Consider the following 13141-nt stretch of genomic DNA (forward strand, 5'->3'; position numbering starts at 1 on the left):
TCATGAAATTAAGCGGTTTAATTACCATACTGTGTATAACGTTATTAACAACCTGTAATTCAGAAAAAAAAGAGACAAACAACAACAAAAACACTCTTCAAACCTTCACTGCGGGGAAACAAGTTTATAATGATTTTTGTGTTACCTGCCACATGCCAAATGGTAAAGGTATAACTAATACATTCCCTCCTTTAGATAACTCAGATTATCTGAAAGAAAAACGTATAGCAAGTATTAAAGCTATTAAATATGGTTTAAAAGGCACTATTACTGTTAACGGAGAAACATATAATGGCGTTATGACTAAACAAGGCTTAACAAACAAAGAAATAGCAGATGTAATGAACTACATAACAAATAGTTGGAGTAACGAAAACAAATTATTAATTACAGAAGATGAAGTCTCTAAAATTTATCCGTAAATAAGTGTGACCTCATTTTAAACTTTTTCGATTACAAATTCCTAAATTTGTACCGTAAAAATAATATATAATATGCTAATAATAGGAATTGCAGGAGGAACAGGCTGCGGTAAAACAACAGTTGTAAATCAGATATTAAATGAGCTTCCTGAAGGAGAAGTTGGCATAATATCTCAAGATTCTTATTATCAAGATACCACTCATTTATCATTTGAAGAACGTAAAAAAATAAACTTCGATCACCCAAGATCAATAGATTTTAATTTGTTAAGTGAACATCTTAAAACTTTAAAAAGTGGGCAACCAATAAACCAACCTGTATATTCGTTTGTAAAACATAATAGAACTGGAGATACTATTACTACAAACCCAAGAAAAGTAATGATTGTTGAAGGTATTTTAATTCTTACCAATAAAGAATTAAGAGATATGTTCGATATAAAAATATTTGTACATGCCGATAGCGATGAGCGTTTAATTAGGCGTTTAAAACGAGATATAGCAGAACGAGGTAGAGACATCAACGAAGTTTTAACACGTTATCAAAACACGTTAAAACCTATGCACCAACAATTTATTGAGCCTACAAAAGAATATGCCGACATTATTATACCTAACAATAAATACAATACTGTAGCGGTTAACATTGTACGTACCATTATAAATGAAAAACTTAATTAATGCCTAAGCTTCTTAAAAATAAATTCTTAATAATTACTATAATATTTGCCATTTGGATGATATTTATAGATGATAATTCTTTGTTACTTCATCGAGAATTAAATAAAGAGAAGGAAGCAAAGCTGAATGAAATTGAGCATTATAAAGAAGAATATAAAAAAGACAAAAAAGCCATAAAAGAGCTAAGCAAACAAGACGGATTGGAAAAATTTGCACGAGAAGAATATTATATGAAGCGTGATAATGAAGACATATATATAATAGAATACCAAGACAGTCTAAAAACCGAAAATAATGAGTAATAATTTATTTGATGGCTTTACACCAGTAAATGCAAAAGCTTGGAAGCAAAAAATACAAGCAGACTTAAAAGGAGCCGACTATAATGAGACTTTAATTTGGAATACAAATGAAGATATAAATGTTAAACCATTTTATCATAGTGATCATTTTAAAGAAAAAAAATTATACCACATACCTACTTCCAACTGGTTTGTAGGGCAATATATTTTTGTTACTACTGTAGAAATTGCTAATAAAAAAGCTATTAATGCTATACAAAGAGGAGCAGAAAGCATTATCTTCATTATTTCCCAACCAACAACCTCTATAGAAGAACTTTTACAAAATATAGACCTCTCCTCTACCCCTATACATTTAAAACTCCTATTTTTAGACTCTAAATTTATTAATAATCTAAATGCACATCCTTATGCCTCAGCAATAACGGTACATACAGATATTATTGGCAATTTGGCTAAGTCTGGAAATTGGTATACAGACATATCTAAAGATCATGAGCAATTAAATAACATTGTAACAACAAACACACAATTAAAAAGCACCCTAAGTGTAGATGTTAGTTTATATCAAAACGCAGGAGCAACAATAGTACAGCAATTAGCATACGCTACAGCTCATGCAAATGAGTACTTAAATCACTTCAATAATAATTTAAAACAAGACATTACCTTTAATGTTTCAGTAGGAACCAATTATTTTTTTGAAATAGCTAAATTGAGAGCCTTACGCCTATTATGGAGTACACTAGCAACAGAATACAACGTATCACAAGATTGTAATATTGTTGCTTTTCCTACAAAACGTAATAAAACCATATACGACTACAATACTAATATGCTTCGTACTTCTACAGAATGTATGAGTGCTATTCTAGGAGGTGCAGATACCATATACAACTTACCTTACGATGCCTTATACCATAAAGACAATGAGTTTGGTGAGCGCATTTCTAGAAATCAATTATTAATTCTAAAAAAAGAAAGCTATTTCGGTGAAGTAACAAACGCTTCAGATGGTAGTTATTATATTGAAACTATTACCCAACAACTTGCTGAAAAAGCTTTAGACATTTTCAAATCTATTGAAAATGGAGGCGGTTTTTTACAGCAATTAAAAGAAGGTACTATTCAGAAAAAAATAAAAGCTTCAGCTGAAAAAGAACAAGAACAATTTAATACTGGAGAATTAGTTCTATTAGGAACAAACAAGCACCCAAATGAGAATGATAGAATGAAAGACAATCTAGAACTTTATCCTTTCTTAAAAACAAATGCCAGAAAAACACTAATAGAACCTATTTTACCAAAGCGTTTGGCTGAAACTTCAGAACAAAATCGATTAAAAACAGAATAACTAATTTTTTAAATATTAAAGCTATGAAAACAACCTTTTTTAAACTTTTTGCAATTGCAATATTAATAACTTCTGTTAGCTGTAAAAAAGAAGCGCCTTTAGAATTTAAGCATGCAGATAAACCTAATGTTTTAGCTTGCGAATTTCCAAAAGGAGACCTATATAAAGAAGCTGTTTTTTCTTTTGAAGAAGATATTATAAACCTTTTTAAAGGAACAGGAACAAACTATACGCCATCTAGATCCTACATAACATTTATTACAAATGCGATGAATGATAAAATAAAGGTAGAAGATATAGCGTCTAAACATAGTTATGACATTGCACAACTATTAAAAAACGACCCCGATATTTGGAATAGATCGGGTAAAACAACTACACTTGATTATTCTGCACCATTTATGGATTGCATTGCTAATAATATAAAAATAACAGATATTAAAACAACTTTTAATGCATTACTATCTACTAATAGTATGCGCCCTAAATTAATCTTAACACCATTAAGAGGAGTTGCTAGGCAAATACAAGGAGATGGAAGTTTAAAAACATTTGTAGCTTTCGAATATTTCTACTCTAAGCTTATGGACGTTAAGGATCCCTCTTTATTAAAAAACCCTACACCAATTGATAATACAATTAAAAAGACAAATCAAGATAACACCACAAAAGACAGACCGGTTATAGGAACAGATTCTAAACCATTAAAAGACCCTCATGCAGGACATAATCATTAATAATTTTGAAAAGATTATTTTTTAAATACTACCTAATTCTATCTACTTTTATAGTACTAAGTTCTTGTATACAGAATACAGCAAAAGAAATAAAAAACTGGATAGAAAACCAAGAGACTACAGGAAACATACCTGGTGAATACACTTTTTTATCAGAAGACGGTATTAAAGTGTATTTACCAAGTGTATTTAAAAAACACTCTTTATTAGACTACCAAAAGGAGCTGAAATTATTAGTTTCAGATGAAGCATACAAAGACGAGAGTAAGCGTTTAACATTGCTTAGAAAAATGAAAGGCCATTTTTATGTGTTTTACGATAAAGTAACAGGTTCTACTTACTCTATGAATACTATGCCCTATACTCCATTAACTAAAAGAGACGCGCAATATCTTTTAGGAATGATTAGAATAAATAATGAAACTTATGCTGAAAGCTCAGATTTAGAATTTACCAAAATAACAGCAAAATACGATGATAAATCTGGACCTCAAATATTTAAAGTTATACATCGTATAGATAATAAAAAAACAAATGCTACAACATATAACTCAACTTATATAGTGTCGCATAACAAGAAAACGGTTTACATACAATTAGCTACAGGGTACGAAGTAAATTTTGATCCTTATCTAAAAAAAATGATACTGTAATGCAAAGAAAAAACATACAAAACATACAATTAAAGTCCTCGATTAACAAAGATAAGTTAGCCCCAACTAAAATGTTTAAAACGGCCGAAGACATTACAGTAAAATCTAAATACTCTAAAGAAGATATTACAGATTTAAAACACCTAGATTTTGTTGCCGGAATAGCACCTAACCTTAGAGGACCATACAGCACCATGTATGTTAGAAGGCCTTGGACTATACGTCAATATGCAGGGTTTAGTACTGCCGAAGACAGTAATGCCTTTTATAGACGTAACCTAGCCGCTGGGCAAAAAGGGCTCTCTGTAGCATTCGATTTAGCAACACACAGAGGTTACGACAGTGATCATGAACGTGTTGTAGGAGATGTTGGAAAAGCTGGTGTGGCTATAGATAGTGTTGAAGATATGAAAATATTATTCGACCAAATACCGCTAGATAAAATGTCGGTTTCTATGACTATGAATGGTGCCGTACTCCCTATCTTGGCATTCTACATTGTTGCCGCTGAAGAACAAGGCGTAAAACCAGAACAACTAGCTGGAACCATACAAAATGATATATTAAAAGAGTTTATGGTTAGAAACACATACATCTACCCACCAACGCCTTCTATGAAAATCATTTCAGATATTTTTGAGTATACCAGTAATAATATGCCTAAATTTAATAGCATTAGTATTTCTGGATACCATATGCAAGAAGCAGGTGCTACTTGCGATATTGAATTGGCATATACCCTAGCAGATGGTTTAGAATACATTAGAAAAGGATTAGCCGCAGGTATGGATATAGATACCTTTGCACCACGTTTATCGTTTTTCTGGGCCATTGGAATGAATCATTTTATGGAAATCGCAAAAATGCGAGCTGCCAGAATGTTATGGGCAAAATTGGTAAAACAATTCAATCCAAAAAATCCAAAATCGCTAGCCTTAAGAACACACTGTCAAACCAGTGGTTGGAGTTTAACAGAACAAGACCCATTTAATAATGTTGCTAGGACTACTATTGAAGCAGCAGCAGCAGCATTTGGAGGAACACAAAGTTTACATACCAATGCCTTAGATGAAGCCATTGCATTACCCACAGATTTCTCAGCTAGAATAGCACGTAATACTCAAATATTTTTACAAGAAGAAACGCATATTACCAAAACCGTAGACCCCTGGGCAGGTAGTTATTATGTAGAATCTTTAACAAATGATATTGCAGAAAAAGCATGGTCTTTAATTGAAGAAGTAGAAGAACTTGGCGGCATGACGAAAGCTATTGAAGCTGGAATACCAAAACTTCGTATTGAGGAAGCTGCTGCAAGAAAGCAAGCAAGAATAGATTCTGGACAAGACATTATTGTAGGTGTTAATAAGTATGTTTTAGACGAAGAAGATCCACTACATATTTTAGAGGTTGACAACCAAACAGTTAGAAACCAACAAATAGATCGTTTAAACAGCATAAGAGACAAACGCGATTCCCAAAAAGTGCAACAAGCATTAGATAATTTAACAAAAGCAGCAAAGACTGGTAAAGATAATTTATTAGCTTTAGCAGTAATAGCAGCAAGAGAGCGTGCTAGTTTAGGAGAAATTAGTGATGCTTTAGAAGTAGAATTTGGACGTTATAAAGCACAAATCAAATCATTTTCTGGTGTGTATAGTAAAGAAATAAAAAACGATAAAAGCTTTAAAAAAGCACAAGATTTAGCCAATGCATTTGCAGAGCAAGACGGACGTAGACCACGTATTATGATTGCTAAAATGGGGCAAGATGGTCACGACCGTGGCGCTAAAGTAGTTGCTACTGGTTATGCAGATGTTGGTTTCGATGTCGATATAGGCCCATTATTTCAAACTCCAGAAGAAGCAGCCAAACAAGCCGTAGAAAACGATGTGCATATTTTAGGTGTTTCCTCGTTAGCCGCTGGACACAAAACTTTAGTTCCGCAAGTAATAGAAGCTTTAAAAAATTATGGTAGAGAAGATATTATGGTTATTGTTGGTGGTGTAATCCCTAAACAAGATTATCAATATTTATTCGATGCGGGAGCTGTAGCCGTTTTTGGCCCTGGAACAAAAATTAGCGATGCGGCGATTAAGATATTAGAGGTTTTAATTGATTAAATCGTCTATTTTCACCTATCAATAATCAAATGGATAACGCTTCAATAATAGGAATTTCAAGTTTTGTAATAGTTGTCTTATTTGTACTTTTTTCTATATTTCTATTAACAGTAAAAACAACTAAAAAGTTAAGTAATCAGTTACTCGCAGGTTTTTTAATAATCACTGCTATAGATATAACTGTCTTTTTTTATATTAATTATATAACGTTACCTCCTATTGTAGAAATGCTAAGGATACAGGTGTCTTGTTTTAAAGATCCTCTATTATTTCTGTATATTCTTTCTGTTATCTATTCAGATTTCAAACTTAAAGCAAAACATAGTATTCACTTACTACCTTGGGTAATAAATATTTTAGTACTATTCCCTAATTTCTTTATGGCTTCTGAAGCTATTCAAATTGATTTTTTATCAAATTATTTTGAAACATCAGAATACAAATGGTCTAGTGCTATTGGCAAATTTATTGAAGTTCTATACATTATTGCTGAAATATATTACGTTATAAGGTACCGAAAGTTACTTTTAGAAAACTATACTAATAAAGATGCTTTCTATAATTACCATTGGGTAAAGCAACTTATTATATTTATACTAGTTGGCCAAGCACTAACTTTTATTAAAGGTAGTATTAGGGACTCTGGAAATTTTGATCAAGATTTTACAAACATTTTTAGAATTATCCTCTTATTATTTGGTTTACTCTTTAGTTTTTGGTTAGTATTTAAAGCGCTTTTATCTCCTAAATTATTTAGAGGAATTGCTGTTAATCTTCTCTTATCTAAGGAAATGGTATCAGATGAAACGACAACTTCTAACAAACAAATACAGAGTATTAAAGATTATATGGTTAAAGAAAAACCTTTTTTAGACCCCTCTTTAACTGTAAAAAGTCTTTCTGAAAAAACAGATATTCCGCATCGCGAATTATCCATTTTAATAAATCAAGAATTGGGTCAGCATTTTTTCGATTTTATAAATAGTTATCGTATTGAAAAAGCTATGTCTATTTTAAAAGATCCCTTAAAAAAGAAACAAACTGTACTAGAAATATTATATGAAGTAGGGTTTAATTCAAAATCTTCATTTAATACAGCTTTTAAAAAACATACAGGACAAACACCTACTGCATACCGAAAATCACAGCAATAACAAGGCTTTGTAAAAAGTCGTACGTTTCAATATAAAAAGTCGAACGCATTTCTACAGTAAAAATGCGTTCGACTTTTAACAATCGGTCGTGTAAGATTTCATTCTAAAAGATATTTGCTTCAAGTAAAACAAATATCACTTTTAAAACACATGAATCTTATGAAACACCTAATTACATTAATCCTTTTTATAGTACCAAGTGTATTACTTTCTCAAATTAGCATTACAGGAAAAGTTACAGACCAATCGCAACCTATAATATGGGCAAATGTTGCTTTAATAGATTTAGATGGAACTATTATTACTGGAGGAATAACGGACGATAATGGCACTTTTAAACTCAAAACAAAAGCTTCTGGAACTTACAAATTGATTATTAGTTTTATAGGCTATATTAATTTTGAAAAAGAAATAACAATAAATAATGATTTAGATATTGGTACTATATTACTAGAAACAGATAATACCTTGGATGAAGTTGTTATAACCTATCAAAAAAAAATAATAGATCAGAAACCTGATCGCATTATTTTAAATGTTGAAAATAATGTTACAGCAATTGGCGGAGATGCTATAGATGCCTTGCGTATTGCCCCTGGTTTAAGGATACAAAATAACAGTATTAATTTACTTGGCAGAGGTGAATCTAGAGTTATGATTAATGGTCGTTTATTACAATTGTCTCAAGAAGATTTAACGCTTTATTTAAAAGCTATAGCAGCTAGCGATATTAAAAAAATTGAAGTTATAACTACGCCACCTGCAAAATATGAAGCGTCTGGAAATGGTGGACTTATAAATATAATTTTAAAGAAAGGCCAATTAAATTCTTGGAAAAACACAATCTCTGTTGCTGATAATATTAATACTTATAATTTTTTAACCTTTAGAAATAGCCTGTTATATAATAAAAACAAACTAAGTGCTTCCTTAAACATTAATGGGACTAAAGGTCATTCTAGAAATACTGAAAATTTTCAAGTATACTACCCAAATAGCACATGGGATATTGATATTGATTCTAAGGATGGAGAAGATAATCTTTCATCCCAACTATTATTAGATTACGATGTTAACGAAAAAACAACTATAGGTCTTCAATATTTAGGAAATATTAAAACTCCAAGTCTTGACGATACTAGTGTTTCGAAAATTTTCAATACTTCTAACACATTAGATTCTTTGCTTATAAATAATGGAAATAATAAGGTAAAAATAAACAGTCATCTCATCAATTTACATTCTAATACTAAATTAGATAGTTTAGGAAAAAGCCTCTCTGTAGATTTAGATTACTTTACATACAATTCTAATCAGAATCGAAATTTTATAACCAATAGTTTTGCTTCAAATAATTCTTTTTTAGGAATAAATGCAGCAGCTAATACTCTTGCAGAACAGAACATTAAAAACTTTAGTGTAAAAACAGACATAGAACACCCTAACCAATTTATCAATCTATCTTACGGAGCAAAAGTTAGCACTATAAAAAATAGTAGTGATATTACTCTTTTTAACACTATAAGCGGAACTCCTGTTTTTGATGCTAACATATCTAATAGTTTTAAATATGAAGAAAATAATCAAGCAGTTTATGTTAGTGGATTAAAAAATATAAATGAAAAATGGAACATACAATTAGGCTTAAGGTTAGAGAATACACAAACCAAAGGTTTCTCGGTAGAATTAAATGAAACAAATACTAATAATTACACAAAACTATTTCCATCTTTTTATGCAAGCTATGAAAATAATGAGAATAATAGTTTTTCGTTAAACTATGGTAAACGTATTGAGAGACCTCGCTTTAGAGATTTAAACCCTTTTAGAGTAATTATTAGTAGTAATACATCTAGCATTGGGAATCCTTTTTTAAGACCTTCATTTGTAGATAATTTTGAATTGAAACATACTTATAAAAATAAATATACAACCAGTGCCTTTTTTAATATTAAAAGTGATGGGGCGAGTATTATCTTCACTTCAGATACTGATAATAGTATACAAATTGTAACACGTTCTAATTTCTTTAAACAATACTCTTATGGTATTGAAGAAAGTTTTACATTCAATACTGTAAAATGGTGGCAAAGTCAAAATAGTTTAAACGTTACAGGTTCAAAAACAGTATTTACTAAAAATATTGGTGCAAGACCACAAAACGGAATCCAATTTGGTATAAACTCTAGCAATAAAATTGCAATAAATGAATCTACTAAATTACAAATAGACGCTTTTTATAATTCTTCTTCTAAATTAGGTTTATTCAGTTTAGGTGAAACTTACGGTTTAGACTTAGGAATTAGTAAACAGTTTTTAGATAAAAACTTACAAGTCGCTGTATTAATTAAAGATATTTTTAATACCTCTAGTTTAAACAATCTCGAATCTACAGTAAATAATGTAAAACAAGTCTATGAACAAAACGACAACAATCGTTTTATTAGACTATCTGCTAGTTATAATTTTGGAAATAAAAAGATTAATGAAAGAAAAAGAAATTTTGGAAATGAAGAAGAAACAAGAAGAGCTAACTAAAAAAACAATTGATTTAAAAACGTTTATTTGTTAATTGAGATTATGTTAACAAGTTCCGTTTTTATTAGTCATAAATAATTGTATTTTTACACATATTAAAACCAAATTATTTAATGGGTAAAATCATTGCAATTGCCAATCAAAAAGGAGGAGTCGGTAAAACAACTACTTCAGTCAACTTAGCAGCGTCTTTAGGTGTTCTAGAGAAAAAGGTATTATTAATAGATGCCGATCCACAAGCCAATTCAACTTCTGGTTTAGGTATCGATGTTGAAGCCGTAGAAATAGGTTCTTATCAGCTATTAGAACATACTGTTTCTGCACAAGAGGCAACAGTTGAGACTAGCACACCCAACTTAGATGTTATTCCTGCTCATATTGATCTTGTTGCTATAGAAATAGAATTAGTAGACAAGGATCAGCGTGAATACATGCTAAAAAAAGCATTAGTAGATGTTAAAGATGAATACGATTATATACTTATAGATTGTGCGCCATCATTAGGGCTATTAACGTTGAATGCTTTAACAGCTTCAGATGCTGTTATAATTCCTATTCAATGTGAATACTTTGCCTTAGAAGGCCTTGGTAAATTATTAAACACTATAAAAAGTGTTCAAAAAGTGCATAACCCAGAATTAGATATAGAAGGGTTATTACTTACTATGTACGATGCTCGTTTACGCTTATCAAATCAAGTTGTAGAAGAAGTACAAAAGCACTTTAACGATATGGTATTTAAAACCATTATACAACGTAATGTACGCTTAAGCGAAGCACCAAGTTATGGTGAAAGTATTATTAGTTACGATGCTTCTAGTAAAGGTGCAAGTAATTATTTAAGCTTAGCAAAAGAAATAATAAATAAAAACTCCTAAAAAATGGCGAAGGCTACAAAGAAACAGGCTTTAGGTAGAGGATTATCTGCATTATTAAAAGACCCAAGTAACGACATAAAATCTGTACAGGATAAAAATGCAGATAAAGTAATAGGGAACATTGTTGAGTTAGAATTAGACAGTATTGAAATGAATCCATTTCAACCACGTACTAATTTCAACGAAGAATCATTACGAGAATTAGCATCATCCATAAAAGAATTGGGTGTTATCCAACCTATTACAGTAAGAAAATTAGAATTTGACAAATACCAATTAGTCTCTGGAGAACGTCGTTTTCGAGCGTCTAAATCTATAGGTTTAAAAACGATTCCTGCATACATTCGTATAGCTAACGATCAAGAAAGTCTAGAGATGGCATTAGTTGAAAATATTCAACGCCAAGATTTAGACCCAATAGAAATTGCATTATCATACCAGCGTTTAATAGACGAAATTCAATTAACGCAAGAACAAATGAGTGAACGTGTAGGGAAAAAACGTTCTACTATTGCTAATTACCTTCGTTTATTAAAATTAGACCCAATCATTCAAACAGGAATGAGAGATGGCTTTTTGTCTATGGGGCATGGTCGTGCTATGATAAATATTGAAGACCAAACAATACAATTAGAAATCTACGAAACTATTTTAGCTAAAAAACTATCGGTAAGAGATACTGAGGCTTTAGTTAAAAACTACAATGAAACTAAAGAAGTAAAAGTACCTGCTAAAAAAGCACCAACTACAGAATTGCCAAAATATGTTAAAAAAGGTATGACCGCATTTTCTGAATACTTTGGGCATAAAATAGACGTTAAAGCTTCTAGTAACGGGAAAGGAAAAATAATAATTCCGTTCCATTCTGAAGAAGATTTTAACCGAATTAAAAAATTAGTTGAAGGTGATTCTAAATAGAAACAGCATACTATCTATAGTATTTTTATGTTTTAGTGTTTTTGTTTTTGCTCAAAAGAGTAAAGATAAGACTGTAGAAAAAAAAGAAATTTCTTCAACAGATGAAATTACAGTAGTATTAGATAGCACACAATTACGTAAACCCATAGACCCTTTGTCGCCTTCTCGTGCCGCTTTTTATTCTGCAGTACTACCAGGATTGGGGCAAGCCTACAATAAGAAGTATTGGAAAATCCCTATTGTATACGCTGCATTAGGTACAGGTATCTATTTCTACACTAAAAATAATAAAGACTATAATCGTGTAAGAGATGCTTACAAAAGACGTTTAGCTGGTTTTCAAGATGATGAATTCCAAGGGCGTTTAACAGATGATGGTTTAAGAAATGCACAAAAAACATTACGTCGAAATAAAGAATTATCATTATTAATAACTGTAGGCTTATATGCTTTAAATATTATTGATGCTAATGTCGATGCACATTTGCTTCAATATAATATTGATGATAATTTAACATTAAAGCCGCATTATATTATTAACGAACAAGATAATAAAGGCCGTGTTGGATTAACCTTAAATTTCGGATTTTAAAATTATAAATTCCTTTAAAAAAGGAAAAACACATTTTCTTATGAAAATAGCTTTACTAGGATATGGTAAAATGGGAAAAACCATTGAAACAATAGCTGTAAAAAGAGGACATACTATTGTTATTAAAGCGAATGCTGATACAATCTACGATATTACCCAAGCAGATATAGCTATAGATTTTAGTCTTCCAAAAGTTGCTTTTAGTAACATATCTAATTGTATTAATAATAACATCCCAGTTATTTCTGGAACTACAGGTTGGCTTGACGATTATGATAAGATAGAAACGCTTTGTAAAGCAAAAAATGGAGCTTTTATATACGCTTCAAATTTTAGTTTAGGGGTTACTATTTTTTTTGAACTCAATAAAACATTAGCAAAAATGATGTCTTCTCTAAAGGAGTATAATATAAGTATGGAAGAAATACACCATACTCAAAAGCTAGATGCACCAAGTGGTACAGCAATATCTTTAGCCAACGACATCATAGAAGTTAATGACCAATATAATACATGGGGATTAGACCAATCTGCAAACGGCAGCCTTCCTATAACTGCTAAACGAATTGAAAATGTTCCTGGAACACATACAATTACTTATAAAAGTGAAGTAGATACTATAGATATTACCCATACCGCTCATAATAGAGAAGGTTTTGCTTTAGGAGCTGTAATAGCCGCAGAATGGCTACTTGGAAAAACCGGAGTATTTACAATGAAAGATGTGTTAAATATTGGTTAACTAAAAAATAAAATGTAACATTTGTATAGGATAGAAATACCTATAGC

General features: G+C 30.9%; 13 protein-coding genes. All 13 read left to right on the plus strand.

Going from position 1 to position 13141, the window contains the following annotated elements; translation table 11 throughout:
- The first annotated feature begins 2 nt into the window (after window positions 1-2).
- The 13 genes from ACVC08_RS14085 to dapB all read left to right on the plus strand — a co-directional run bounded on the left by ACVC08_RS14085 (window position 3) and on the right by dapB (window position 13094).
- Entirely contained in the window at window positions 3-422 is a 420-nt protein-coding gene (locus tag ACVC08_RS14085) for a c-type cytochrome (protein WP_452602505.1), read from the plus strand.
- Window positions 423-494: 72 nt separating this feature from the next.
- On the plus strand, window positions 495-1103 hold the full coding sequence (gene udk / locus ACVC08_RS14090) for a uridine kinase (RefSeq protein WP_452597842.1): 609 nt from the start codon (window positions 495-497) through the stop codon (window positions 1101-1103).
- Window positions 1103-1405, plus strand: a complete 303-nt coding sequence (locus tag ACVC08_RS14095; protein WP_452597843.1) for an FtsB family cell division protein — start codon at window positions 1103-1105, stop codon at window positions 1403-1405. Before udk ends, ACVC08_RS14095 begins: the two co-directional genes overlap by 1 nt.
- Window positions 1398-2759 (plus strand): methylmalonyl-CoA mutase subunit beta, encoded by a 1362-nt coding sequence (locus ACVC08_RS14100; RefSeq protein WP_452602506.1) that lies wholly within the window; start codon window positions 1398-1400, stop codon window positions 2757-2759. Before ACVC08_RS14095 ends, ACVC08_RS14100 begins: the two co-directional genes overlap by 8 nt.
- Before the next feature lie 23 nt (window positions 2760-2782).
- On the plus strand, window positions 2783-3496 hold the full coding sequence (locus ACVC08_RS14105) for a hypothetical protein (protein WP_452602507.1): 714 nt from the start codon (window positions 2783-2785) through the stop codon (window positions 3494-3496).
- Window positions 3497-3501: 5 nt separating this feature from the next.
- The gene (locus tag ACVC08_RS14110) at window positions 3502-4149 is read left to right on the plus strand and encodes a hypothetical protein (protein WP_452602508.1); all 648 of its coding nucleotides are present in this window, start codon (window positions 3502-3504) and stop codon (window positions 4147-4149) included.
- The gene (scpA, locus tag ACVC08_RS14115) at window positions 4149-6272 is read left to right on the plus strand and encodes a methylmalonyl-CoA mutase (protein WP_452602509.1); all 2124 of its coding nucleotides are present in this window, start codon (window positions 4149-4151) and stop codon (window positions 6270-6272) included. The genes ACVC08_RS14110 and scpA overlap by 1 nt, the downstream gene beginning before the upstream one ends.
- Before the next feature lie 29 nt (window positions 6273-6301).
- A complete protein-coding gene (locus ACVC08_RS14120) occupies window positions 6302-7426 on the plus strand; it encodes a helix-turn-helix domain-containing protein (protein ID WP_452602510.1) in 1125 nt (374 codons plus the stop codon).
- Between the two features lie 159 nt (window positions 7427-7585).
- The gene (locus ACVC08_RS14125; RefSeq protein WP_452602511.1) at window positions 7586-9964 is read left to right on the plus strand and encodes a TonB-dependent receptor domain-containing protein; all 2379 of its coding nucleotides are present in this window, start codon (window positions 7586-7588) and stop codon (window positions 9962-9964) included.
- Between the two features lie 113 nt (window positions 9965-10077).
- On the plus strand, window positions 10078-10842 hold the full coding sequence (locus ACVC08_RS14130; protein WP_452602512.1) for a ParA family protein: 765 nt from the start codon (window positions 10078-10080) through the stop codon (window positions 10840-10842).
- 3 nt (window positions 10843-10845) lie between these two features.
- Entirely contained in the window at window positions 10846-11760 is a 915-nt protein-coding gene (locus tag ACVC08_RS14135) for a ParB/RepB/Spo0J family partition protein (protein ID WP_452602513.1), read from the plus strand.
- On the plus strand, window positions 11750-12352 hold the full coding sequence (locus ACVC08_RS14140; RefSeq protein ID WP_452602545.1) for a DUF5683 domain-containing protein: 603 nt from the start codon (window positions 11750-11752) through the stop codon (window positions 12350-12352). The genes ACVC08_RS14135 and ACVC08_RS14140 overlap by 11 nt, the downstream gene beginning before the upstream one ends.
- A 40-nt stretch (window positions 12353-12392) precedes the next feature.
- Window positions 12393-13094: a 4-hydroxy-tetrahydrodipicolinate reductase gene (gene dapB, locus ACVC08_RS14145; protein WP_452602514.1), complete on the plus strand. Its 702-nt coding sequence runs from the start codon at window positions 12393-12395 to the stop codon at window positions 13092-13094.
- Window positions 13095-13141 lie beyond the last annotated feature (47 nt).

The organism is Pontimicrobium sp. MEBiC06410 (assembly GCF_053601615.1).

Bases quoted from the DNA above. Each gene is read 5' to 3' on its own strand.
- ACVC08_RS14085 (WP_452602505.1), top strand. From the start codon at position 3: ATGAAATTAAGCGGTTTAATTACCATACTGTGTATAACGTTATTAACA.
- udk (WP_452597842.1), top strand. From the start codon at position 495: ATGCTAATAATAGGAATTGCAGGAGGAACAGGCTGCGGTAAAACAACA.
- ACVC08_RS14095 (WP_452597843.1), top strand. From the start codon at position 1,103: ATGCCTAAGCTTCTTAAAAATAAATTCTTAATAATTACTATAATATTT.
- ACVC08_RS14100 (WP_452602506.1), top strand. From the start codon at position 1,398: ATGAGTAATAATTTATTTGATGGCTTTACACCAGTAAATGCAAAAGCT.
- ACVC08_RS14105 (WP_452602507.1), top strand. From the start codon at position 2,783: ATGAAAACAACCTTTTTTAAACTTTTTGCAATTGCAATATTAATAACT.
- scpA (WP_452602509.1), top strand. From the start codon at position 4,149: ATGCAAAGAAAAAACATACAAAACATACAATTAAAGTCCTCGATTAAC.
- ACVC08_RS14120 (WP_452602510.1), top strand. From the start codon at position 6,302: ATGGATAACGCTTCAATAATAGGAATTTCAAGTTTTGTAATAGTTGTC.
- ACVC08_RS14125 (WP_452602511.1), top strand. From the start codon at position 7,586: ATGAAACACCTAATTACATTAATCCTTTTTATAGTACCAAGTGTATTA.
- ACVC08_RS14130 (WP_452602512.1), top strand. From the start codon at position 10,078: ATGGGTAAAATCATTGCAATTGCCAATCAAAAAGGAGGAGTCGGTAAA.
- ACVC08_RS14135 (WP_452602513.1), top strand. From the start codon at position 10,846: ATGGCGAAGGCTACAAAGAAACAGGCTTTAGGTAGAGGATTATCTGCA.
- dapB (WP_452602514.1), top strand. From the start codon at position 12,393: ATGAAAATAGCTTTACTAGGATATGGTAAAATGGGAAAAACCATTGAA.